Annotated in this window: 18 protein-coding genes; 11 read left to right on the plus strand and 7 right to left on the minus strand. The window is 24.6% G+C overall.

The features are described from left to right. From N3A58_00410 to N3A58_00425, 4 genes are all read right to left on the minus strand, one after another. The coding region (locus N3A58_00410) for a sigma-54 dependent transcriptional regulator (GenBank protein MCX8057862.1) at window positions 1–1,352 on the minus strand (1,352 nt) is incomplete at its 3' end. Window positions 1,353–1,604: 252 nt separating this feature from the next. Beyond that, the gene (locus N3A58_00415) at window positions 1,605–2,963 is read right to left on the minus strand and encodes a tetratricopeptide repeat protein (GenBank protein ID MCX8057863.1); all 1,359 of its coding nucleotides are present in this window, start codon (window positions 2,961–2,963) and stop codon (window positions 1,605–1,607) included. A 37-nt stretch (window positions 2,964–3,000) separates the two neighbouring features. Continuing rightward, window positions 3,001–4,179, minus strand: a complete 1,179-nt coding sequence (locus N3A58_00420; GenBank protein MCX8057864.1) for an FAD-binding oxidoreductase — start codon at window positions 4,177–4,179, stop codon at window positions 3,001–3,003. Window positions 4,180–4,277: 98 nt separating this feature from the next. Further along, complete coding sequence (locus tag N3A58_00425; protein ID MCX8057865.1) at window positions 4,278–6,533, minus strand: FAD-dependent oxidoreductase; 2,256 nt, start codon at window positions 6,531–6,533, stop codon at window positions 4,278–4,280. Window positions 6,534–6,677: 144 nt separating this feature from the next. Between N3A58_00425 and gltX the strand changes: the two genes are divergently transcribed. The 4 genes from gltX to N3A58_00445 all read left to right on the plus strand — a co-directional run bounded on the left by gltX (window position 6,678) and on the right by N3A58_00445 (window position 13,340). Next, complete coding sequence (gene gltX, locus N3A58_00430; GenBank protein ID MCX8057866.1) at window positions 6,678–8,180, plus strand: glutamate--tRNA ligase; 1,503 nt, start codon at window positions 6,678–6,680, stop codon at window positions 8,178–8,180. Between the two features lie 30 nt (window positions 8,181–8,210). Beyond that, the gene (gene ileS / locus N3A58_00435) at window positions 8,211–11,375 is read left to right on the plus strand and encodes an isoleucine--tRNA ligase (GenBank protein MCX8057867.1); all 3,165 of its coding nucleotides are present in this window, start codon (window positions 8,211–8,213) and stop codon (window positions 11,373–11,375) included. Between the two features lie 15 nt (window positions 11,376–11,390). Further along, complete coding sequence (locus N3A58_00440; GenBank protein ID MCX8057868.1) at window positions 11,391–12,569, plus strand: radical SAM protein; 1,179 nt, start codon at window positions 11,391–11,393, stop codon at window positions 12,567–12,569. Between the two features lie 231 nt (window positions 12,570–12,800). Beyond that, window positions 12,801–13,340 carry a hypothetical protein gene (locus N3A58_00445; GenBank protein ID MCX8057869.1) on the plus strand — a complete coding sequence of 180 codons (540 nt, stop codon included), beginning with the start codon at window positions 12,801–12,803 and terminating at the stop codon, window positions 13,338–13,340. 66 nt (window positions 13,341–13,406) lie between these two features. Here the strand turns inward: N3A58_00445 and fabG are convergent, their stop codons facing one another. Both fabG and nadA read right to left on the minus strand, forming a co-directional pair. Then, on the minus strand, window positions 13,407–14,141 hold the full coding sequence (gene fabG, locus N3A58_00450) for a 3-oxoacyl-[acyl-carrier-protein] reductase (protein ID MCX8057870.1): 735 nt from the start codon (window positions 14,139–14,141) through the stop codon (window positions 13,407–13,409). Window positions 14,142–14,373: 232 nt separating this feature from the next. Then, entirely contained in the window at window positions 14,374–15,417 is a 1,044-nt protein-coding gene (nadA, locus tag N3A58_00455) for a quinolinate synthase NadA (protein ID MCX8057871.1), read from the minus strand. A 146-nt stretch (window positions 15,418–15,563) separates the two neighbouring features. On the opposite strand from nadA, the gene N3A58_00460 reads away from it, so the two are divergent. From N3A58_00460 to N3A58_00490, 7 genes are all read left to right on the plus strand, one after another. Then, the gene (locus tag N3A58_00460; GenBank protein ID MCX8057872.1) at window positions 15,564–17,324 is read left to right on the plus strand and encodes a hypothetical protein; all 1,761 of its coding nucleotides are present in this window, start codon (window positions 15,564–15,566) and stop codon (window positions 17,322–17,324) included. A 108-nt stretch (window positions 17,325–17,432) separates the two neighbouring features. Continuing rightward, window positions 17,433–18,671 carry a DUF1015 family protein gene (locus N3A58_00465; GenBank protein MCX8057873.1) on the plus strand — a complete coding sequence of 413 codons (1,239 nt, stop codon included), beginning with the start codon at window positions 17,433–17,435 and terminating at the stop codon, window positions 18,669–18,671. A gap of 392 nt (window positions 18,672–19,063) precedes the next feature. After that, window positions 19,064–19,261 carry a PspC domain-containing protein gene (locus tag N3A58_00470; GenBank protein MCX8057874.1) on the plus strand — a complete coding sequence of 66 codons (198 nt, stop codon included), beginning with the start codon at window positions 19,064–19,066 and terminating at the stop codon, window positions 19,259–19,261. 111 nt (window positions 19,262–19,372) lie between these two features. Next, complete coding sequence (locus N3A58_00475; protein MCX8057875.1) at window positions 19,373–20,449, plus strand: hypothetical protein; 1,077 nt, start codon at window positions 19,373–19,375, stop codon at window positions 20,447–20,449. 23 nt (window positions 20,450–20,472) lie between these two features. Then, window positions 20,473–21,381, plus strand: a complete 909-nt coding sequence (locus N3A58_00480; protein ID MCX8057876.1) for a MoxR family ATPase — start codon at window positions 20,473–20,475, stop codon at window positions 21,379–21,381. 176 nt (window positions 21,382–21,557) lie between these two features. After that, on the plus strand, window positions 21,558–22,676 hold the full coding sequence (locus tag N3A58_00485) for a hypothetical protein (GenBank protein ID MCX8057877.1): 1,119 nt from the start codon (window positions 21,558–21,560) through the stop codon (window positions 22,674–22,676). Then, complete coding sequence (locus N3A58_00490; protein MCX8057878.1) at window positions 22,648–24,834, plus strand: transglutaminase-like domain-containing protein; 2,187 nt, start codon at window positions 22,648–22,650, stop codon at window positions 24,832–24,834. Before N3A58_00485 ends, N3A58_00490 begins: the two co-directional genes overlap by 29 nt. On the opposite strand, the gene N3A58_00495 is transcribed toward N3A58_00490, so the two are convergent. Further along, window positions 24,791–25,234, minus strand: coding sequence for a tetratricopeptide repeat protein (locus tag N3A58_00495; protein MCX8057879.1), 444 nt, complete (start codon window positions 25,232–25,234; stop codon window positions 24,791–24,793). The genes N3A58_00490 and N3A58_00495 overlap by 44 nt on opposite strands. Window positions 25,235–25,295: the final 61 nt, after the last annotated feature.

Below are 25,295 nucleotides of genomic sequence, written 5' to 3' on the forward strand. Positions count from 1 at the left end.
TATAAAGTTTTTCTACCTATACCAAGCATTCTTGCAACTTTTGCTTTGTTTTTAATTTTGCTCAATGTAAATTCAATATATTTTTTTTCAAGTTCTTCTAAAGGTGTACCTATTTTAACCTGTAAATATTTTTCTTTAGAACCAATTTCATCTGAAGTAACAAAATCTGGTATAGTTTTAACTTCACTTTTAATATAAGAAGGAATGTCATCTATATCAAGAATATCGTCTCTACTCATAACTATCATATTCTCTATTGTATTTTCAAGTTCACGAACATTTCCTGGCCAACTATATGAAACAAGTATATTTAGAGCTGATGGAGAAATAGAAGAAATATTTTTACTATTTTCTTTTGAAAATTTATCTATAAAATGTTTTATAAGCAAAGGAATATCATCTTTTCTTTCTCTAAGTGGTGGTAAAGTTATTTTTATTACATTTAACCTCCAGTATAAATCATCTCTAAATTTGCCAGCCTTTACTAATTCCTGTAAATCTTTATTTGTAGCTGCTATAATTCTAACATCAACTTTAATAGGTTTTTCACCCCCAACTCTTTCAAATTCTTTATGTTGAAGTATTCTTAATAATTTAATTTGTATTGATGGAGATATTTCCCCAATTTCATCCAAAAATATGGTTCCTTTATCTGCAAGTTCAAACCTTCCAGGTTTTGTTCTTATAGCCCCTGTAAAAGCTCCTTTTTCATGACCAAATAACTCTGATTCAAGCAATGTTTCTGTTAATGCAGAGCAGTTTACTTTTATAAGTTCCCCTTGTCTTCCAGATTTTTCATGAATAGCTTCTGCAATTAATTCTTTTCCAGTACCTGTTTCTCCATAGATTAAAACAGTAGCCTTTGTAGGAGCAATTTGCGATACTGTTTCAAAAATATCAAGCATTTTTTTGGATCTTCCAATTATTTTGTCCGAAAACGCTGTTTTTAGAAAGGATGTTTTTAGTAATTCATAATCTTTTTTAAATTTTGCAAAATCAATAGCTTTTTTTATAACGACAACAATTTTATCAATATTTTCAAAAGGTTTTATAAAAAAATCATAAACCCCTTCTTTCATAAGATTAATAGCATCTTCAACAGTAGCTTTACCAGAAATTATAATTACAGGTATAGATGGATATTTTGATTTAATAATATTAAAAAGTTCTTTTCCATTTAACTCTGGCATAACAAGATCAGTAATAATGCATTCAACTATATCTTCATTTTCTTCAATATACTCTAAAGCTTTTGCTCCATTTTCAAAATCAACTACTTGAAGTCCATTAAGCTCAATAAGCCTTTTTAAAGCCATTCTAATATTTAACTCATCATCAATTAAGACAACCATTTTTTATCCTTATAATTTGAATCTATATAAAATATAACACAAATGTAAAAAATTGAGACATAAAAATTAATATTATTTTATTAAATTTATTTACTTATTAAAAAAATTTAATTATAGATTTAAATAATAATGTAGGTTAAATATTTATAAATGCATTTTATAATAAGATTATTAAATTATTAGTAACAATATTTAAATTTAATATAAGATATTTGTTAAAAATAAGAAAGTAAAAGTAAAAAAGATTATTAATTAAATATATGTTCCTTTTAATAAAGCTAATAAAGTTTGTTTATTAATAAGATTTATTTGTCTTGAATTAGCAAAATCAATAATATCTGGAGTAAAGTTACCAGGATAGATTATGTGCATTTTTGAGCAGTTATTTTTGATCATTTTGTCTCTCATTGATTGAACATCATCAAGAAGTATCTCAGTTTGAGAATCTCTTATAAATACAAAAAAATTATTTTCTTTTTTTGTTGTTATTAAAGCTTGTGTATTTTGAGGAATACCAACAACATATACGATTTTTCCAAAATCCATAATTTCAAGAACTTTGAAATTCATAGTAGCTAATATTTTTGTTGCAATGTTTTTAAAATCTTCTGATTTAGCTATTATGTATTCTTTATATTTATCATCAACTGATAGTTCTGAATAAATATTTAACTTTTTTTCAACATCTTTATAACTTTTATTAACAAGATAAAGTTCATTCCATAGCTTTAAAGCATTATCTATGTCTTTAATTGCTTCATAAGCTAAAGAAAGATCATATTTTGCTTCTAAAAGCAATTCATTTTCTTTTATATTTGTGATAGCTTTTAAATAAAATTTTATTGCATTATTATAGTCTTTTGTTGCATGAAGAATTGATGCTATTTGATATAATGATTGGCCTTTAAACTTTGTTGAATAAACCCCCTTAGAAAAGTAGTCAATAGCAAGTTTTGTTTTGCCAAATTGTTGATAAATAAGACCTAGATAATAAGCAGCATCGTAAAAGTTATTTTGTAAATCAATACACCTTAAAAAGTGCCTTTCAGCATCTCTATAAAGCTTTGAGATATAATATATTCTTCCAATATTGTAATGAGCTATTGGATTTTTATCATCAAGTTGCAAAGCTTTTTTATAATAACTTGCTGCATTTCCAAAGCTTTTTTTTTCAAAAAATATTTCTCCAACTTGGGTTAAAAAATAGGGATCATTTGGAAATTTCTTTGAAAGAAATAGATATTCCCCAAGTGCTTCATCAAACTTTTGTAATTGAAAATAAAGATCAGCAAGTCTTGTATGTATATATAGTTGTTCTGATTCAGAAACAAAGCCAGCGTTTCTTAATGCCATATTGTATTCAGCTATAGCAGCATTTATGTCACCTTTTTTATCAAAAGCAATTCCAAGATAATAGTGGGCTCTCCCATTGTTTTTTTCTTTTGAAAGTATCTTAAGTAGTTTTTCTATTGCTTCATCTAGTCTATTATTGTCTATCATTGTCTTTATAGAGTCCATTACAAGAACTTTTGATTTGAATACAAAAAAATATGCAAATACAGAAAGAAAAATAATAATTATTATAAATGATGCTATAAAACCCATTTCCATAAAAAAAAACTTAAAAAATTTTGATAAACTAAAATAATTACTTAAAAAACTCTTTTTTATTAAAACTTCTTGATAATCTTAAATCATATAAAACTTTTTTATCATCTTCACTTAGTTTATCGGTTAATTTTTTAACAATAAGAATTGAAATTCCAGGTCCAAACATAAACCCCTGTCCACAAAGTCCACCTATTATTATATAGTTTTTCAAAGGTTCATCTATAATTGGTGAACCATCAGGTGAGTTTGGGTAGTAGCCTCTCCATGTTCTTCTAATTCTTAAATTTGAAATTGAAGGTAAAATATTATTAAACCTTTGGGCTGATAGAAGCATAAAAGATTCTGTTGGAAGGTTAGATGTGCAATATATTGGAGGTTCAGGAGTTAAACAGAAAATAATTTGTCCTTCATTATTTTGATAAAAATAAAAATTCTTTGATTCTTTATATGGTCTTATATCAACAATCAGTGGATTAAACCACTTTTTTACAGGTTCAGTAATACCTGCTTCATGGCAATCTGCTAATATTGGTATTGGATCTAATATTTTTTCTTCAATTAAATTTTTATGAGGATCATTTATGTCTATCCCTGAACAATTTATAACTGTGTTACAATGAAAAGTTTCATTACTAATTTTGACTCCAACAATTTCAATATCATTATTTTTATTTTTTTTATAAATGATATTATCAACTTTTTTATTAAACAAAAATTCTACACCATTTTCTTTTGCAAGCTTAAAATAGGCAAAATTAGATTTTAATGGAGAACAGTTTCCATCTTCAGGAGAGTAAATACCACCAAGCAAATTTATTTCATCAATATTAGGTACAAGTTCTTTAACAGAATCTTTTTCTATCCAATTGATATTAAGCCCTGCTTCTTTTTGTTTCATTAATAGTTCTAAAACATTTTTTCTATCATTTTCAGTATAAATAGGATAAAGGTAACCCCCTGAAAACCAATCTATATCTATGCCATATTTTTGGTGAAAATTTGAAAACTCTTCTATTGATTTAAGTCCTATTTTTATCTTTGCAAATTCTGAATGGGTAGCACGAACACCACCTATTGCTGCTCTGTTTTGTCCCCTTCCTGGTGAAACTTCCTTTTCTATTACTAATACTTTAAATTTTTCTTTTGAAAGATAAAAAGAAAGGGGAGTTCCGATTGAACCAGCACCAATAATAATAATATCGTAAATATTTTTCATAAAATTTTACCTGAATTTATTTTATAATATTTTATTTTAATATTTTAATTAAATTTTATTATTTTAATTAAAATTAAAAATATTTTTAAAAATAATTTTTATTTTTTATCAAAAATGTTTTTTTTAACTACTTCCCCTGCAAAATATTTAAGTGGAATTTCTACTGAAAATGGTCTTGGGGTATTATGAATTATATCATTTCGATTTATATTGTATTCTCTAAAAATTGAAAGTATAGTTGTGGAGCAAGATTTACCGCCACATGCACCCATTGAAAGCCTAGTTGCAGCTTTTATAAAATTTATATCAGATATTCCTAACTCAATAAGAGCTCTAACCTCATTTTCTTTTACTCTTTCACAAATACAAATATTCCCTGAATTTTTGTTTTCACTAAATATTTTTGATATAATTTTATCATTATTTTCTATCTCTTTAATTTGAATATCATCTTGTAGTTTGAGCCTAAAAGAGGCAGCTTTATTTGAATTTTCTTCTGATACCCATAAATTAATTATCCATCTCTTATCATTTTTAAAGTATTTCATTGATTCAATTTGACCTTCCTCTAAAATGTTCCCTTCATAATCAGTGATTGGTAATTTTATTTTATTTAATATATCTTGAGATTTAATTTTTATATTATTATTTGCTTCAACTTCATATTCGATAGAATTATCTAAAAATTCTGGAGTGAATTCAAATGGAAAAGAAACAATAACCTTATTACCATTTTTTTTCTTTTTGTTTACAAGAGTTATTGCAAGACCCGGACATATTAAAACACACCTTAAACAACCAGTACAATTTTTTCTATATATAGGAATATCATATATTGGGTCTCCTTGGATTTGTATGGCATTAACAGGGCAAACTGTTGTACATGGGTTACATGGGATCTGTTGAAAGCAGAAAATATTTGGAAATATTAACTCATTTCCTTCATAAAATATTGGACTAAAATTTTTTCCACCTGGTGATTTCAAAATATTTTCTTTTTTATGAAGATTTTCATCAATGGTTATGTTTATTCCATTATCAATTAGAAATTTATAAGCTGCAAGCTTGCCAGAAAACATAGCAGATGAAGCTTCTGCAATTTCATTTGCATCACCAGCTTTATAAACTTTAATTCCAGAATCCTTAAATAAATTTTCATATTCATTGTTTTCCTTTAAACCAACTGCTATTAAAACAGTATCAACATCAAACTTTTTTATATTTCTATAAGTTGGTTTAAAATTATTATCACATTCACTAATAATGATGTTCTCAACTTTTTCTTTTCCTTCTGCTAAAATTGGGACATGTTGTAAAAATACTGGGATCCCATATCTTTTAATTTTATCAAGGTGTACTTTGTATCCTGATACTCTATTTAGCCCATCACATATTCCAGAAACTTTAATTCCTGCTTGTAGGGCATGGTAAGCTGCAATTAATCCAACATTTCCAGTTCCTACTATAAATATGTTTTTTGAGCATTTTACAAGATCTCTATTTAGAAGTGTCTGAAAAGCTCCAGCTCCAAAAATTCCAGGGAGATGGTTTCCCTTAAATGAAAGAAACTTTTCTCTTGCACCAGATGTTAAAAAAACAGATTTAGTTTTTAATAGAAAATAATTTTCTCCATTAAATAATCCAACTGTTTTATCTTCAAAAACAGAAACAAAATAAGTATTTGTCATTATTTTGATATTTTTTGATCCTTCTATCTCTTTTTGTAAAATCTCTGCAATTTCTATTCCTCTTTTACCAGCATAACAATCTTCTTGTGAACCGAAGAATTTATGAGTTTGGAGTAAAAGTTTTCCCCCCAATTTTTCTTTATCATCAACAAGAATGACTTTTATATCTGGGAATTCGGTTAATACTTTTGCAACAGAAAGACCTGCTGGACCCCCCCCTATTATTAAAACATCAGAATCTATTTCATAAATTTGAGGGAAATAAGGATCTTTAGAAAAGTAAAGTTCAGGGATTTCCTCTATAGAATAAATTTTGTCCCCATCTTTAATGGGAGTCATACATCCTTTGACTATTTCTCCATTAACTAAAATCCTGCATTGTGAACACATTCCATTTGCACAAAAAAGTCCTTGTGGGGAGTTATCATGGTGGTTTTTCCCAATATTATAAATCCCATATGATGCTAAAGCTGAAGTTATCATCATTCCTTCAAGAGCAAAAAGCTTATTATTGTTGTAGAAGAATGATATTACCTTTTTATTTTTATATGGTGGTAAAATAGGGTGATTATAAATTATATTATTTAATTTATAATTTGAATTTTGGTTTTCACTATCTTTATTGTTGTTTATATTGAAATATGGAGGGACAGATTCCTTTTGCATAAAGATATCCTTAAAATAATTTATTAGTTTAAATTTATAAGAATTTTATTGATTGTCAATTGACAAAAATTTAATAAATTTTATTTTTTTTTTACTTATTAGATAAAAATAATTTGAGAATTTTCAAACATTTAAGGAGCTTTAATGAGAATTAAAACAAGATTTGCACCATCTCCAACTGGCTATCTTCATATAGGAGGGGCAAGAACTGCTCTATTTTCATATTTATATGCAAAACATTTTGGTGGGGATTTTTTTTTAAGAATAGAAGATACAGATAGAACAAGATATGTTGAAGATGCAGTTGATGATATTATAAGATCATTAAGGTGGCTTGGGTTAGATTTCGATGGGGAAATAGTTTATCAATCTAAAAGGCTTGAATTATACCAAAAAGCGGCTTCTAAATTATTAGAGGAAGGGAAAGCTTATAGATGTTTCTGTTCACAAGCAAGGCTTGAAAGAATTAGAAATGTTAGGATGCAAAATAAACTTCCTTCTGGATACGATAGAAAGTGTAGAGATCTTTCTCAAGATGAAATAAATGAAAATATGAAAAATGGTGTTCCTTATGTAATAAGGTTAAAGGTACCTCTTGAAGGTAAAACAGTATGTAACGATATGATTAGAGGAGAAATTGAATTTGAAAATTCTGTTTTGGAAGATATAGTTCTGCTTAAAAGTGATGGTTTTCCAACTTATCATTTAGCTCATGTTGTAGATGATCATGATATGGAGATAACTCATATAACAAGAGGGGAAGAATGGATTTCTTCTTTCCCTTTGCATGTAATTTTATTTAATTATATGGGTTATGAATTACCCCAATATGCTCATTTACCAGTTATTTTATCAGCAGATGGTGGAAAACTTTCAAAAAGACATGGAGCAACATCAGTAAAAGAGTTTATTGAAGCTGGTTATATTCCTGAAGCTATGATAAATTTTTTAGCTTTACTTGGATGGTCATATGACGACAAACAAGAAGTTTTTTCAAAGGATGAACTTATAAAATATTTTGATCTTTCTAAAGTTTCAAAGTCTTCTGCTGTTTTTTCTTATGAAAAGTTAAATTGGTATAATGGTTACTATTTAAGAAATAAAAGTGATCAAGAATATTTTAAAATTTCTTTGCCTTTCTTTATAAAAGCAGGATATGTTAAAAGTATTGATAGAAATATTAAAATAGATTTATCTGAAAAAAATAATTTTGAAAATATGATAACAAAAGAAGAAAAAGATTATATAATGAAGATAATTCCAAATATAAAAGAAAGAATAGAAATTCTTTCCCAAATAGAATCTTATTGTGACTTTTTTTACAAAGATCCAACTACATATAATATTGAGGATTTTATTGATAAAAAGAGAGATATAAATCAGAATATAATTATTTTGGAACATGTACTTGAGGCTTTAAGCTTTCTTGATGAAAAAAGTTATAATTTAACAGGACTTGAAAATTGTTTAAGAGAATTAGCAGAGAAATATAATATTAGGACAAAAGATCTTTTTATGCCAATAAGGATTGCTTTAACAGGGAGAAAATATTCCCCAGGTCTTTTCGAAACCATTGAAATTTTAGGTAAAGAGACAACATTAAGAAGAATTAATAATTCCATAAATTATTTAAAAAGTAAACTGTAATTTTTATTAAAAAATATTTTGGAGGAAATGATGTTTGAAAATCTTGATTCTAAAGTTAGGTTTCCTGAAATTGAAGAAAAGATAATTAAATTTTGGGATAAAAATAAAATATTTGAAAAATCTCTTGAAATAACTAAAGGTTCTCAAGAATTTGTTTTTTATGATGGACCTCCTTTTGCAACAGGACTCCCTCATTATGGTCATTTTGTTCCAGGGATATTAAAAGATATAGTTCCAAGATTTAAAACAATGCAAGGGTATTATGTAGAAAGAAGATGGGGATGGGACTGTCATGGATTGCCTGTTGAATATGAAATGGAAAAGGAACTTGGACTAAAGACAAAGAAGGATATAATAAATTATGGAATAGATAATTTTAATGAGAAATGTAGATCTATAGTATTAAGATATACTGCTGAATGGGAAAAAATAATTAAAAGAACTGGAAGGTGGGTAGATTTTGAAAATGCTTATAAAACTATGGATCTTTACTATATGGAATCAATATGGGCTGTATTTAAAAGCTTATGGGATAAAGGTTTAATTTATGAAGATCATATGATTCTTCCCTACTGTACAAGATGTGCAACTCCACTTTCTAATTTTGAGGTTAATCAAGGGTATCAGGATGTTAAGGATCCAGCTATTACTATAAAATTTAAATTAAAAGGATATGATAATAGATATATTTTAGCTTGGACGACAACTCCATGGACTTTACCTTCTAATTTAGCTTTAGCAGTTGGAGCAGAGATTGATTATTTATTGATTAAGGATAATAATCAAGAAGAATATATTTTAGCAAAAGAAAGAGTATTTCATTATTATAAAGATAATAATGAATATAAAGTTTTAAAGGAGTTAAAAGGTAAAGAATTAGAAGGTATCTCTTATGAACCTTTATTTCCATATTTTAAGGACCTTGAAGGTAAATATGAAAATATTTTTAAAGTTGCTTTAGCTGATTTTGTTTCTACTGAAGATGGAACAGGTGTAGTTCATATTGCACCTGGTTTTGGAGAAGATGACAATATTTTAGGTAAAAAACTTGGTCTTCCATCAATATGCCCTGTTGATGAAAATGGAGAATTTACGGAAGAAGTATTTGATTATAAAGGAAAGCATGTAAAAGATGCTGATCCTTTTATAATAGATAGACTTAAAAATGAAGGAAAGCTTGTTAGAAGAGAAAAAATAGAACACTCCTATCCACACTGTTGGAGATGTGATTCGCCTCTTATATATAAAGCTGTTTCTACATGGTTTGTAAAGGTTGAAGGATTTAAGGATAAACTTATAAAAGCTAATGATAAAATAAATTGGGTTCCAGATCATATTAAATATGGTAGATTTGGCAAATGGCTTGAAGGAGCTAGAGATTGGGCTATCTCAAGAAATAGGTTCTGGGGAACACCTTTACCAATATGGAGATGTGAATCTTGTAAATATACTGAATGTATAGGGAGTGTCAAAGAGTTAGAAGAAAAATCAAAACAAAAGATTAATGATATTCATAAACATTTTGTTGATAAAATAACTTACAAATGTCCTGTATGTGGCGGAGAAATGGTTAGAATAGAAGAAGTACTTGATTGTTGGTTTGAATCTGGAGCTATGCCATATGCACAACAACATTGGCCTTTTGAAAATGTTGAGTTATTTAAAAATAATTTCCCAGCTGATTTTATTGCAGAAGGGCTTGATCAAACAAGAGGTTGGTTTTATACTTTAACGGTCCTTGCTGCAGCACTATTTGATTCTCCAGCATTTAAAAATTGTATAGTTAATGGACTAGTTCTGGCTGAGGATGGAAAAAAGATGAGTAAGAGATTAAAAAATTATCCTGAACCAACCTATATTATGGATGAGTATGGAGCAGATGCTTTGAGACTTTATCTTGTTGATTCTGCAGTTATAAGAGCTGAAGAACTTAGATTTTCTGAAAATGGTGTTAAAGAAATTGTTAAGAATATTCTTATTCCATTATGGAATGTATATATTTTTTTAGCAACTTATGCTAAAATTGATAATTGGTATCCTGAAGAGAATTTTGAATCTATTGTAAGAACAAGAAAGTTTGAAAATGAACTTGATAGATGGATAATTTCCCTTTTACAAAGTTTAATTAAAGAGGTTACAGAAGCAATTGAAGAATATAAAATATATAAAGCTATTCCACCTATAGAAAAATTTTTAGATTATCTTACAAATTGGTATATAAGAAGGTCAAGAAGAAGATTTTGGAAATCTGAAAATGATATAGATAAAAATGATGCATATTTAACATTGTATTATGTTCTTATAACTTTTTCAAAAATTATTGCACCTATAATTCCTTTTATTTCAGAAGAAATTTATCAGAATCTTAAACTTCCAAATATGATGGAATCGGTACATTTAAATAAATATCCAGTTTATTTTGAAGAACTTATTGATAAAGATCTTGAATATAAAATGGAGCTTGTTAAAAATGTAGTTTACCTTGGAAGAGCATTAAGAACTGCTAATAATATTAAGATAAGACAGCCACTTAGAAAACTTTTTGTAATTAACCCTGTTAAAAAGGAGCTTGAAATAATAAAGAAAATGGATGATTTGATAAAAGAAGAATTAAATATTAAAGAGATTGAATATGATGAAGATGAATCTAATATGGTAAATCTTTTTGCAAAGCCTAATTATAAAAAAGTTGGAAAAATTTTAGGATCACAAATTAAAAGATTTGAAAATGCACTAAAAAATATATCAACAAATGATATTATTAAAATTCAAAAAGGAGAAATTATAGAAGTAAAAGATGGAGATTTTTCATATAAAACATCTCTTGATGACATTACCATTTATAGAGAAGAGAAAAAAGAATTAAAAATAATAAATGAGGGCAATATAACAATTGGACTTGATCTTGAACTTACAGATGATCTTATTAAAGAAGGATTTGCAAGAGAACTTGTAAATAAAATACAAAATATTAGAAAAGATATAAATTATAATGTAACTGATAGGATCGAAACTACAATATATTCAACAGAAGAACTTTTCATGAAAATTAAAGATTATCAAGATTATATTAAAAATGAAACTTTAACAAAAAATCTTTATTTGAAAGATTTAAATGAACTAAAAGATAAACAAAACTATGAGAAATGGGATATCAATGGAATAGATGCTTATATTTTAACTAAGAAAACATAAAAAATAAGAATTTAAGTGAAAAGTATTTTTAAAGATATTGATTATTTATTCCAAAATAAATTTGAACAGATTTTAAAATCTAACTCAGAAACTCTTATAAAAAATTATAAATATATAAGAGAAGAATGGAAAAATCCATTTGGATTGGATTACAATTATTTAAAAGAAGAAGCAAAGTTATTTTATGAAAGACTCAAAAACTGCGATATTTGTCCAAACGAATGCAAAGTTAATAGAATAGAAGGTGAAAAAGGTTTTTGTGGCCAAACAGCTGATTTAAAAATTTCATCATATAATCTTCATTTTGGAGAAGAGCCTTTTATTTCAGGTAAAAATGGCTCAGGAACAATATTTTTTACAGGATGTTCTCTCAAATGCATTTTTTGTCAAAATTATCCAATTTCTCAATTAAATAATGGTGTAAATTATTCTATAGAAAAATTGCAAAATATATTTTTAAAACTTCAAAATGATCATGCACACAATATAAACCTAGTAACTCCAACTCATTTTGCTCCACATATTTACTTGGCTTTTTTGCTTTCAAAACTTGATGGATTTAATCTACCTGTTGCATATAATAATTCAGGTTATGAAAAAATAGAAATAATTGATATTATAAAAAACTTTACCGATATTTTTATATATGATGTTAAATATGGAGATGATGAATTAGCTTATAAGTTTTCAGGGATAAAAAATTATACAAAATATAATTTTGAAGGTTTAAAATATTTAGTTAATATTTATGGTGATCAAAATATATATGGTTTTGATCAATTAGTAAGAAAAGATTGTTCATTGGAATGCAATAATTGTTATAACCCTGTTCATGAAGTTATTGAAGCTACTTTTGAAAATAATGAAATTGAAACAGATAATTTAAATGAGACAATTGAAAAAAGTAGTTTTAAAGAAGGTAAAATGAAGAAAATCAAAGTACTCAAGAGAGGTATAGTATTGAGACACCTTATTATTCCTGCTCATATTGAAAATAGTTTTAAGGTAATCGATTTTATTTCCAATATATCTAAAAATTTAACTATAGGATTAATGAATCAATATTTCCCTGCTTATAAAGCTTCAATTTATAAAAAAGATTTTCTAGATAGAAGGTTAACTGAAAAAGAGTATGATAAAGTCATAAATTATGCTTTAAAAAAAGGATTAAAAAATATATTATTACAGATTTAATTAATTTTTTTGCAAAAAGTATCAGAATTTTATTTTTAAAAAAAATTAAATAATGGAAAAATTAATAAGAAGAAAATATAATTAAGTTAAATTTAATTTTGAAAAATTATATAAAAAATATTGAAAAATTACTTTTTTAAATTATTTTAAATAAAGAATTTATAATATTTTACTATTAAATAAATTAATAATTAATTTTATAAATCAAAATTATTTTTAGTTGGAGAATATATGAATAAGTATAAATATAGTTTTATTTTGATTTTGATATTCTTATCAATTTTTTTGTTTTTAAGTATATATAGTAATCTTATTGCTCAGGAAACAACCCCTTATGAAACTATTGGAACTGTTGCTATTTATATTTTTGACCCTTACAACTCTATTCCATTAACTGCTGAAAGATATGCTATGGGAAATTTTCAGGATTATTTATATTTAAATAAAATAAAATCATACTATTTAGGTAAAATGACACTTGAAGCAGCAATTGTTCTTGCAAAGGATAAAGGAGTTGATTATTTAATCCAAGTAAAAGGGAATCTATCGGAAATTATTAATTCTGTTGAAGGTTATGGAGCAACTTACTATGTCGAACTTGATGTTATTCAAGTAAAAGATAGAAAAGTTGTATTAAGTTCTTCGAATAAAGCATCTGTTGAAAGAACACTTTCAGAATCTATTGCTCAAGCATATTCATTTTCTACTGCTGTAAGAGGTTCTATAGATAAAATATTAAAAGATTTACTCAGTCTTTTTAAGAAACAATAATTAAAAATTATAATTTATTAAATTTATTCAATTAAAAAAATTTAAAAAATAAACTATCAAAATAATTTAAAATACAAGCCCACCAGAAACTTCAATAACTTGTCCTGTAATATAAGAAGCTAAATCAGAAGCAAGAAATAGAAATAGGTTTGCAACATCTTCTGGTGTTCCAAGCCTCTGTAAAGGTATATTTTCTATAATTTTGTTTTTTATATCTTGTGGAAGATTTTCTGTCATATCTGTTGTAATATAGCCAGGAGCCACTGCATTGCATCTGATTCCTCTTTTCCCATACTCTTTTGCAACAGTTTTTGTAAATCCGATAAGGCCAGCTTTAGAAGAAACATAGTTTGCTTGTCCAGCATTTCCATATATCCCAACTACTGAAGTAGTATTTAAAATAACTCCATTCTTTTTTTTCATTAAAGATTGTAAGAAAGCTTGAGTTAATAAAAAGGCACCTTTTAAGTTTGTATCCAATACACTATCCCATTGTTCTTCAGACATTCTTAATAATAAAGTATCTTTTGTAATACCTGCATTATTAATAAGTATGTCAATTTCAGGAAATAGTTTTAAGATTTCATTTGATGTTTTTAAAATATCATCTTTTTTAGAAACATCACATACAAAAGTGAAAAGATTTTGTGAATTTGCCTCTTCTTTAAGTTTGTTTAATTTTTCAATATTTCTTGCTATTGCACAAACTTTTGCTCCTTCTTTCAAAAATAATAATGTAGTAGCCTTTCCTATTCCACTATTTGCTCCACTAATAACTGCAATTTTGTCTTTTAATAACATATTTGCTCCTCCATGTTTTAATATAATTAATAAATTTTATATGATTATTAAAAAAAAATATTTTATTTGGCTGAATATTCAATATAAATAAATGTTAAACAAATTTAAACTAAAAAAATTAATTTGCAAACCTATTTTTTTATTTTTAAATATTAAAGAAAACAAAAATAGAATTTATTAATAAATTAAAATTATTAGATAAATTTTATTAGTTATTAAGATATATTATAATTTAAGCAAGTTCAATCATTCTTTTTATAGGAACAATTGCTTTTTCAATAAGAGATTCATCTATTATAATTTCATAGTTTTCAGTAATAATAGATTGTATAACTTTTTGTATAGTAATTTTTTTCATGTTAGGGCAGATAGCTTTTTTAGATAATGGAATAAATTCTTTCTCAGGATATAAAGCTTTTAATCTATGGATCATATCAATTTCAGTTCCAATAATAAATCTTTTATTTGGCAATTCCCCTGCTAATTTTATCATACCTGAAGTTCCAACAAGGTAGTCAGCAACTTCTTGTATAAAATAGGAACTTTCAGGATGAGCCAATATTGGAGCATCAGGATAAAGGTCTCTTAATCTTTTTACATCTTCTTCAGTAAATTGTTGATGCACAGGACAGAAACCATTATGCAAAACAATATTTTTTCTTTCATCTATTGGAGTATTTTCAATTTCATATTCTTTTTTTAATGAGTTTCTTATAAATTCTCCAAGAAACATATCAGGAAGAAAAAAAATATTTTTATTTTTAACTTTTTTAATTATTTTTAATGCATTTGATGAAGTTACTACTATATCACATAGAGCTTTGATTTCAATATTTGTATTTATATAACAGATGAATGTATAATTTTTGTAATTTTCTTTATATTCTAATAATTTTTGTTTACTTATTGACGAAGCAAGAGGACAACCAGCTTTTGGTTCTGGAAAAATTATTTTTTTTTCAGGGGATATTATTTTGGCTGTTTCAGCCATAAATTTTACGCCACAAAAAATAATTTTATTAGAACTTATTTTATCAATAATTTTTGCAAGTTCAAAAGAATCTCCAACAAAATCAGCTATTTCTTGAATCTCTTTCCTTTGATAATTATGAGAAAGAATTACAATGTCTTTCTCTTTCTTTAATTTAAAAATTTCATTTTTATAATTATCTATTTCATTTTCTGTTAAATCTATGTCATTATCAGAGAATAAAGTATAATTTTGGTTTTTTAAATTGTTCTTTATGGTGTCTTGATTTGTTGAGTTTTTTTCCATTTTTTCCCCTTTTATATTTTAAAATTAACTTCACTAATTTATAAAACAAATTTTTAATCGGATTGAATTTATTTTTTATTTGATTATAATCAAATATATAAAAATTTATCTAATTTAATTAAAATTTAAAGGGTAAATAGAAAAATATGAGTAAGATAAATTTTTTTATATATTTAATTTTTATAATAAGTTTCTTATTAATTATTAATTCATGTCATATTCAATTCAAAATTAATAATAATTTAGATACAATATTTAATGATGTTTCTATAGAAGGAGACTATTCTAGTCCTTTAACAATTTTTTCTATGACTTCTTCTTCTGATGGTATGTTTTTAGCTGGAATTTCTTATTCTGGATATATTTATATATCTAAAGACGGGGGAATAAATTGGAAAGAGATAACTTCTACTGGTACTGGGATTAAGGATTGGACTTCGATATGTTCATCATCAGATGGACAAAAGTTAGCAGCATGTGTTTCAAATGGCTATATATACACATCAACAGATGGAGGAGAAACTTGGACAGAGAGGACATCTGCTGGTAGTAGAAACTGGACATCAATATGTTCATCATTAGACGGACAAAAGTTAGCAGCATGTGTTTCAAATGGCTATATATACGCATCAACAGATGGAGGAATAAATTGGACAGAGAGGATATCTGCTGGTAGTAGAAACTGGGCATCAATATGTTCATCATCAGATGGACAAAAGTTAGCAGCATGTGTTTATGGAGCATATATATACACATCAACAGATGGAGGAGTAACTTGGATAGGGAGGACATCTGCTGGCAGTAGAAACTGGAAGTCAATAAAATGTTCATCTGGATTTGATAAAATATTTGCTTGTGCTTATGGTGATTATATTTTCAGATCATTAGATGGTGGGACAACATGGTCAAGCTTAAATAATGCTGGAATTAAAAATTGGATATGTTTATGCATATCTTATGATGGAATAAAAGTAATATCAAGTTATAATTTTGGATATATAATGATTTCAAATAATACAGGAGATTCTTGGTCTGAATTAACTTCATCAGGAACAAGGGTATGGAAATCTATTTTTTGTTCAATTGATGGAATGAGAGTAGCCGCTATTGTATTTAAAGGGTATATATATACATCAATAGATGGGGGATTTACATGGATAGAGAGAACTTCAGCGGGGAAAAGAGACTGGATTGCAATAACTGGATCTTCAGATGGGTTTAAATTTGCAGCATGTGTTTCAAATGGATATATATACACAACAACAGATGGAGGAGTAACTTGGACCGAGAGGACATCTGCTGGTAGTAGAGACTGGGTATCAATATGTTCATCATCAGATGGACAAAAGTTAGCAGCATGTGTTTCAAATGGATATATATATACATCAACAGAGGGAGGAGGAACTTGGATAGAGAGGACATCTTCTGGTATCAGAAATTGGACTTCAATAACAAGTAGTTCTGATGGCAATAAAATATTTGCTTGTTCTGAAGGTGGATATATTTATAGATCTAGTGATCAGGGGACAAGTTGGACAGAAATAAATTCTGCTGGTAATAGAGACTGGATATCAATATGTTCATCATCAGATGGACAAAAGTTAGCAGCATGTGTTTCAAATGAATATATATATACATCAACAGATGGAGGAGGAACTTGGATAGAGAGGACATCTGCTGGTATCAGAAATTGGACTTCAATAAAATCTTCTATTGATTGTAAAATTATAATTGCAAGTGAATATTTAGGATATATTTATATATCAAAAGATTATGGTTTTACATGGAATCCTTTATTAAAATCAGGTATTAAAAAATGGCTCTCTCTTGCTTGCAATCTGAATGGTTTAAAGATATTTGGAGCTTTAATTGCAAGAAATTTAAATATAATTCATATTATAAAATAATTTTTTAACCAAGAATAAACTTTACAAAAATTAGCTAATTATATTGAAAATTTTTATAAAAAAATTAAATTAAATTAGGAGAATATAAAATAAAATAAGGAGAATATAATGGCTATTTTTAAACCATTTAAAGGAATAAGGCCTGGTGCTAAAATTGTAGATAAACTTGCTTCTCCACCATATGATGTAGTTGATAGAGATGAAGCAAAAAAATTTGCAGAAGGTAATCCATATTGTTTTTTTCATATTACAAGATCTGAAATAGATTTACCAGATTCTATTGATGAGCATGATGATTCTGTATACAAGAAAGCTAAAGAAAATCTTGATGATTTTTTTAGAAAAGGATGGTTATTTCAAGATAAAAAAGATTATTATTATATCTATTCCCAAGAGTGGAGAGGACATATTCAAACAGGTATTGTTGGAGTTGCTTCATGTGAAGAATATGAAAAAGGTATAGTTAGAAAACATGAACTTACAAGAAAAGATAAAGAAGAAGATAGAACAAAACATATTCTTGCTACAAGACTTAATACTGGTCCTGTTTTTTTAACCTATCAAGGTGTTCCTGAGATTTATGAAGAAGCTTCAAAATGGATAAAGACTCATGATTATGAATACAATATTACTGATGAAAATGAGGTAACACATACTATTTGGGTAGTTGATGATGAAAATGTAATTAAAAAATTTAGAAATTATTTTAATAAAGTTGATATACTTTTTATTGCTGATGGGCATCATAGATCTGCATCTGCTTATAATGTTTGGAAAAAACTTAAAAGTGAAGATAAGTCCTTTAATCTAGAAAAAGAATACAATTATTTTCTTGCTGTTTCTTTTCCTTCAGATCAATTAAAGATATTGCCTTATAATAGGGTTGTAAAAGATTTAAATGGACATAACAAGGATAGTTTTTTTAAGGAAATATCTAAATATTTTGATTTACAAAAAACAGGTGAAAAGGAGCCTCAAAAATTGCATGATATTTGCATGTACATTGATAAAGAGTGGTATACTTTAACATTTAAAAGAGAATATATTGAAAATGATCCTATTAAAGAATTGGATGTTTCTATATTACAGGAGAAAGTCCTTGGCCCTACTCTTGGAATTAAAGATCCTAGAACAGATAATAGAATTAAATTTGTAGGTGGAATTAGAGGGGTTGGAGAGCTTGAGAAACTTGTTGATTCTGGCAAATTTGTAGTAGCTTTCTCTATGTATCCAACTTCAATTGATCAATTAATAGCTGTAGCTAAAAATAACCAGATTATGCCACCTAAATCAACATGGTTTGAACCAAAATTAAGAGATGCTCTTGTTATCCACTCGATTGATTAAATTTAGATTTTAATATCTTAAAAAGTTAAATTTGTAAGAATAATAAAATAAAAAAATTAAAATTTAAAAAATAAAAAAATCAAATAAAAATTAAAAATAAAAAAAATAAATCAAGAAATTATATAATATATAGATTACATAATATTATATTTTTATTCAAAAAATTTTTAAATAATATAGAAACATTATTTTTAAGGGGGAGATTTTTCTCCTCCTTTATTTTTTAATATAAATACAAAAAGTTTTAAAAATTATTAGATTTATTTTTATAAAATTAAGGATTAAAATAAAAACAGAAAATTATAATTGGAAAAAAAATAAAAATATAGTAGATTTTTTTAGATTAATTTATAATTATGTTTCAAATCTATTTTATTTAAAGGAAATGTAGTATGAGAAAATTATATTTATCCGATACCGATAAGAAAATTGGTGGAGTTTGTGGTGGTATTGCAGAATTTCTCCAAGTTGATTCAACTATAATAAGACTTATCTTTGCTTTTTCTATATGTTTTGGGGGTATTGGATTACTTGCCTATCTTTTAGCTTGGTTAATAATACCACCAAAACCAAAAAATGATGATAATTAGTAAAATAATAATAAGTTAATCATGTAATAATTTAGTTCAAAATATAATTATATTTTTTATAATTAAATAAATTAATTTTATACAAAAAAAATAAGTAATTTTAATAAATAGATGGAAGTTTTATATAATCTTTCTTCTCTTAGTAATATAAACGAAAAATTTGTTCTTACTATTGGGAACTTTGATGGAATACATAAAGGACATTTTTATATTTTAAAACTTTTAAAAGAAGTTTCATTAAAATTTAATTTGAAATCTGTTGTTTTTACTTTTTTGGCTAAACCTTCACTTATTAAAAGTTCAGGAATAAAAATTAAAAATATATTTCCTTTTGAGGATAAAATAGAGATATTAAAATCATTTGGATTTGATTATATTATTATACAAGAATATGATGAAAAATTTTTTAAGATTGAAAAAGATGAGTTTCTTGATATTATTTTTAGCAATAAAAATTTTTGTGGTTTTATTCTTGGAGAAAATTTTAAATTTGGAAGAGATAGAAAAGGAGATATTGATTTTATTTGTAAATATTTTAAGGATATAAATAAATTTAACAATAAATTTTGTATAATTAAAAAAATTGAAAACATATATTGTTCATTTAATGAAACAATTTTTGATTCAGTTTCTATAATATTACCTAAAAAAAATTATTTGTTCCTTTTAATTGTTCCTTTGTATTTTGAAAATTCAATCTATATCTCTTCTACATATATTAGAGAGAAGATAGAAGAAGGAGATTTTACTATTAATAATTTTTTATATGTTCCCTTTTATATAAAAGGAATTGTTGAAGAGGGGAAGAAAGTTGGAAGGAGTATAGGGTTTCAAACTGCAAATATATATATTTATGATCAGATTTCCCCTAAGCCTGGAGTTTATTTTACAATTACAGAATTAAATAAGAATAGTATTAAAGAATTTTTTTATTCAATGACTTATGTTGGGAAAGACCTGAAAATTGAGACTCATATTTTTAATTTTAATGGAATTATTTATGAGGAATATATAAAGGTTTATTTTATTGAAAGATTAAGAGATAATAAAAAAATAGAATCACTTGAAGAATTAAAGATGTTATTACAAAATGATAAAAAAAATATTTATGAAAATTACCCTATATTAAATATAAAACCTGAAGAATATTTAAATTTTAAAAGTTATAAAAAAATTGAAAATATTTAAATATAATATTAAAGGAAAAAGTTATGGAAAGAGAAAAGATTTATGAAGAAATAACTAAAATAAAGGAATCAATTAAAGAAAGAATAAAAATAAGAGATGAAATATTGAATCTTATTTTGATATGTTTTTTTACAGAATCTTCAGTTCTATTGGATGATGTTCCAGGAGTAGGAAAGACTACCTTTGCTAAAGTATTAGCTGCTTCATGTGACTTTGATGTTTCTTTTAAAAGAATACAATTTACAGCTGATCTTTTACCTTATGATATTTTAGGTATAGAGATTTTTAATAAAGAAACAAATGAATTTGTATTCAAAAAAGGACCAATATTTTCAAATATAGTTCTTGCTGATGAAATCAATAGAGGAAATCCTAAAGTACAATCAGCTCTTCTTGAAGCTATGGGTGAGAAACAAGTAACTATATTCGGTAAAAAATATGAACTTGATTTTCCTTTTTTTGTTATAGGCACACAAAATCCAATTGAAACAGAAGGGACTTTCCCTTTGCCTGAAGCAACTTTGGATAGGTTCACAATTTGTACTTCATTTGGGTATCCTCAAAAAGAAGATGAATTTCAAATTTTAAAAAATAATTTTATTAATTTTAATGAGGGAAGTATTAGAAAAACAATTTCAAAAGAATTTATTAAAATAGTAAAAGGTGAAATTGATAAAGTTTATGTTGATGATAATATTATAAACTTGATTCTTAAAATTGGTGAAATTTCACGAAATAAGAAATACTTTAATTTTGGTTTTTCTCCTAGAGCATTATTGCATTTATTAAATGTTTCTAAAGGCTGGGCTTTTTTTGCCTTAAGGGACTATGTGATTGATGATGATATTAAAAATTGTGCTTATCCTGTATTTAATCATAGAATAAAGGAAGATAAAAAATTAATTTATAAAATTATTGAAGATATTCTATAAAAGTATAGTTTATCGCTTTTATTTTATATTTCAAAAGTAAATTAATTAATTAATTAATTTGAATAAAAATAATATAATAGTTAATAAATGCAAATAAAATTAATATTAAAAAATAGAAGCTTTTAGTTTGTTTATATGTTTTAATATTTTATATTAAAAATAAGGATATAATATAAATGTTTTTAATTTATTTATTTATTTTGATATTATCCTTTATTCTTAAAGAATTAAATGAAATATTTTCATTTATATACTATTTTTTTATTGTTTTTTTTGTTTTTACATTGTTTTATTATTTTTATGCACTTATTTTATTAAAAATTTATAAAAATAAAATTAAAGAAAAGTTAGCATTAAGTGATTGTTATATAAATTCAAATATATGCTTTAGTATAAATCTTAACTTTTTTTTCCTTTCAGATATTAAATTGTTTATAATAACAGATAAAGATGAGATTGTTATTAAATATAAAAATAATAAGTTTCAAACTTCATATTTTAAGTTTGGATTACATAAGGTAAAGAAGATTTATCTATTCATTTCAGATTTCCTTTTTGTTTTTTATATAAAATTGAATTTAAGTAAAAAGAATTTTTATAATTATTTTGTTCCCTCATATTATTCAGAAAAAGAATCAATAGAAATAAAAGACAATGATTTTTATAAAAATATTAAAAAAGATTTTTCGTCAGATGATCTCATTAGGGATTATTTTTTTGGGGATGATCCAAGAAAGATTCTATGGAGATCATATTTTTTAACTGATGAATTAAAATATAGGGATAAATGGATTTCTCAAACTCAGAAAAAAATTTGTGTTGTTGCAATTCCAGAAGTTAATAATGAGCTTAACAAGCAGGATTTAAAAATATTAAATTATGTATATATAAAAATTTTATATTTTATTTACCTTTTACTAAAAAAAAATATTTTTATAAAATTTAATAATAATATATTTGAATTACAAACTTTTACTAATTTTCAAAAAGAATTATTTGATGGTAATTATCGAAATCCTGATTCTGGAGATATATGTTTTATTTTTGCTCAATATTTTAAGAATAGATTTAATAATGAATCTCTTTTAAATTTTTTAGAAAAGTATAACAATTTTGATCATAAGATTTTTATTAAAACTTATGATATATTTGAGGTTTATGAAAGAAGTAAAGAAAATACAATAATTGATATTTTATATAAAAAAAATATTCCTTCTCTATATTATTACTATAATAAGTCAAAGTATAAAGAAATAGAAAAACAGTATGAAAAGAATTTTAAAATTATTTTTTAGAAAAAATGAATTTTTTTATTTTTATTTTTCTTTTTATTCTTTTTTAATAATTTTCTTTTTTTACGAAATACTTATAAATGATACATTAATATATTTTTCTATTCCAATTTTTATTTTTGTTTATTTATTAGAATTAATTATAAAAAGAGAAATATTAAAGTTTAGAAAAAGAAATTTTAAGTATTTTGTATATTTTATATTTTTTTTAATATTTTTTTCAATTTTATATATTTTATCTTTTATATTTTTAATAAATAAAATTAAACTTAATGATTTTAGAAATGTTCTTTTTATAAGAGCTAATTATTTTATATTTTTCTTTTGTACAATAATAATTTTACTTTTCATAATTAGATATTTTCTTTTATTTATTAAAGATTATCAAATATTTTTCTTTATAACTATACTTTTTTTATCTTCTTTAATATTTATTATAAAAGGGGATATTTTTAAAAATATACTTTACTCATCAATTTTATTTTTATTATATTTTCTCTTTTATTTGCTTGACTGGAATTATCCTTTTAATATAGATTTTAAGAAAGAAAAAATTGAAAGCTTAAAAAAAATTTCAAAATTATTTCTTTTATTAATTCTCATTATATTCTCAACATATTTTGCTTATCAAAAAACTTTTTCGATTAGGTTAAATAAAAGTTCATCATTATTGAAAGAGGAAAATTTTAAATTTAATTTTAAAGACAGCTTAGATATATCGACTAATTACTCTTTTCAAAATAAACTGCTTTTTATACTTAAAACTAATAATTTTAGACTTTTAAAAGCTAAAGTTTATTCAAGATATTCTTATGAAAAAGGCTTTTACAATGATAAAAGAGAACTACTTTTCCCTGAAAAATTAAATGAATATTATTGGGAAAATTTAGATTATATTATCGGTAAAGAATTTAGGATTGATGATGAAATTACTGTTTTTAATATTAATCTTATTAAAGATATAGTTTTTGGCAAAAATGAACCATATAAAATAATTCCGGTTATAGCCAAAGACTCTATTTTTACAAATATATTTAAATCTAAATCTTTTATCCTTTCAGATAATCTTAACTTAGAATTTTCTTTTAATAAATTAAATAAACTTGATTATGAAAGATATACTGAAATTGTTATAAATGATAATGAAATCAAAAATTTTATAGAAAATGAAGTTAAAAATAATAATATAACAAGAAAAGAGGACATAATTAAATATTTTTATAATCTTTTTAAAAAAAATTATACATATTCTCTTAGTTCTAAAGGTGAAGGCATTGAAATAATTAAGAATTTTTTACTATATGAAAAAAAAGGTTATTGTTCACATTTTGCTTATGCTTATGCAATGATTTTAAGATATTTTGGAATTCCTTGTAGGGTAGTTGGGGGTTTTAAGTTCAACAAAAAAAATCTCCTATTTGATGATTATTATAAAATATTTGATTTTAATGCTCATGCATGGGTTGAAATATGGACTGATAAATATGGATGGATTGATGTAGATCCAACATCAGATATTTTGTCTCAAGATGAAATTTTACCATTCTCACAAGATTTTAGAGAAAATGAGTATAAGTATCTTGAGAATGTTATTAAAATAATAGGCAATTTAAAGGAGGTAGATAAAAAATATAAGGAAGTTGAAGAAAATAATAAAAAAGAATCAAAAAGATTTGATTTTGAGAAATATCAGAAGGAATTAAAGAAAAAAATACCCTATATATTTTTATCATTAATTTTAATTTTAATCTTTATTTTTTTTACTAAGTATTTCTTTTTATATTTGTTTTTAAATAATAAAAGATATTCAAAAATTTTAGCTAAAATTATTTTTAAGGATTTAAGAAAAATAATTAAAAAATTTATAAGAAAGAAAGTTTGCAACAGTGAAAATTATAATATTATAACTTTTGAAGATATAAAGAATTTTTTGAGTGACAAAAATTTATTAAATATTAAACATGTAGGAAAAAATAAATATTTAATTAAAAGTAAAGAAGAACTAATTAAATTTAATAAAAAATTTAATATTGAAATATTAAAAGAAAATTATTATTGCTTGTTTTATTCCAGAAATAAAATATATAAATTAAAATTTAAATCTTTTTTTATTTTTATTAAGATTTTTTATTACTTTTATTTTCAATATCTTTTATTTTAGATAAAAGAAAATTTGCAAGAAAAACTACATCTTTTTCGTCAGGATATTTTTCTATAACGATATTTAAATACTTTTTTGCTTCTTCATATTTTTTAGTTGCATAATATATAAACCCTATCTCATAATAAGCATAAGCACAATAATATGTCTCTTCAGGATATTTTTCTATAATAGTTAAATAGTATTTTATAGCTATATCATAATAACCATAATCATATGCTTGTTGTCCTTTAAGAAGGAGTTTTTCTGGAGAAAGTAGTTTTCCTTCCTTATCATTTATCTCATACTTTATAAGGGAATAACATGAAAAAATGGTAGAAAGTATAATTATAAAAATGATAAATAAAAATTTTTTTGAATTAATTTTTATTCTATTATTAAGAATTAATGGAAATCTCATGATATTATCTCCTTATAAAAAAGATACCATAATAAATATAAAAATCAAATAATTAAAAGTA

The sequence above is a fragment of the Spirochaetota bacterium genome (assembly GCA_026415295.1).
Lineage (GTDB): Bacteria > Spirochaetota > JAAYUW01 > JAAYUW01 > JAOAHJ01 > JAOAHJ01.

Bases quoted from the DNA above. Each gene is read 5' to 3' on its own strand.
- N3A58_00480 (MCX8057876.1), top strand. From the start codon at position 20,473: ATGGAAAGAGAAAAGATTTATGAAGAAATAACTAAAATAAAGGAATCA.
- N3A58_00490 (MCX8057878.1), top strand. From the start codon at position 22,648: ATGAAAAGAATTTTAAAATTATTTTTTAGAAAAAATGAATTTTTTTAT.
- N3A58_00465 (MCX8057873.1), top strand. From the start codon at position 17,433: ATGGCTATTTTTAAACCATTTAAAGGAATAAGGCCTGGTGCTAAAATT.
- N3A58_00475 (MCX8057875.1), top strand. From the start codon at position 19,373: ATGGAAGTTTTATATAATCTTTCTTCTCTTAGTAATATAAACGAAAAA.
- N3A58_00420 (MCX8057864.1), bottom strand. From the start codon at position 4,179: ATGAAAAATATTTACGATATTATTATTATTGGTGCTGGTTCAATCGGA.
- nadA (MCX8057871.1), bottom strand. From the start codon at position 15,417: ATGGAAAAAAACTCAACAAATCAAGACACCATAAAGAACAATTTAAAA.
- N3A58_00425 (MCX8057865.1), bottom strand. From the start codon at position 6,533: ATGCAAAAGGAATCTGTCCCTCCATATTTCAATATAAACAACAATAAA.
- N3A58_00495 (MCX8057879.1), bottom strand. From the start codon at position 25,234: ATGAGATTTCCATTAATTCTTAATAATAGAATAAAAATTAATTCAAAA.
- N3A58_00485 (MCX8057877.1), top strand. From the start codon at position 21,558: ATGTTTTTAATTTATTTATTTATTTTGATATTATCCTTTATTCTTAAA.
- ileS (MCX8057867.1), top strand. From the start codon at position 8,211: ATGTTTGAAAATCTTGATTCTAAAGTTAGGTTTCCTGAAATTGAAGAA.
- fabG (MCX8057870.1), bottom strand. From the start codon at position 14,141: ATGTTATTAAAAGACAAAATTGCAGTTATTAGTGGAGCAAATAGTGGA.
- N3A58_00445 (MCX8057869.1), top strand. From the start codon at position 12,801: ATGAATAAGTATAAATATAGTTTTATTTTGATTTTGATATTCTTATCA.
- N3A58_00460 (MCX8057872.1), top strand. From the start codon at position 15,564: ATGAGTAAGATAAATTTTTTTATATATTTAATTTTTATAATAAGTTTC.
- N3A58_00470 (MCX8057874.1), top strand. From the start codon at position 19,064: ATGAGAAAATTATATTTATCCGATACCGATAAGAAAATTGGTGGAGTT.
- N3A58_00415 (MCX8057863.1), bottom strand. From the start codon at position 2,963: ATGGAAATGGGTTTTATAGCATCATTTATAATAATTATTATTTTTCTT.
- gltX (MCX8057866.1), top strand. From the start codon at position 6,678: ATGAGAATTAAAACAAGATTTGCACCATCTCCAACTGGCTATCTTCAT.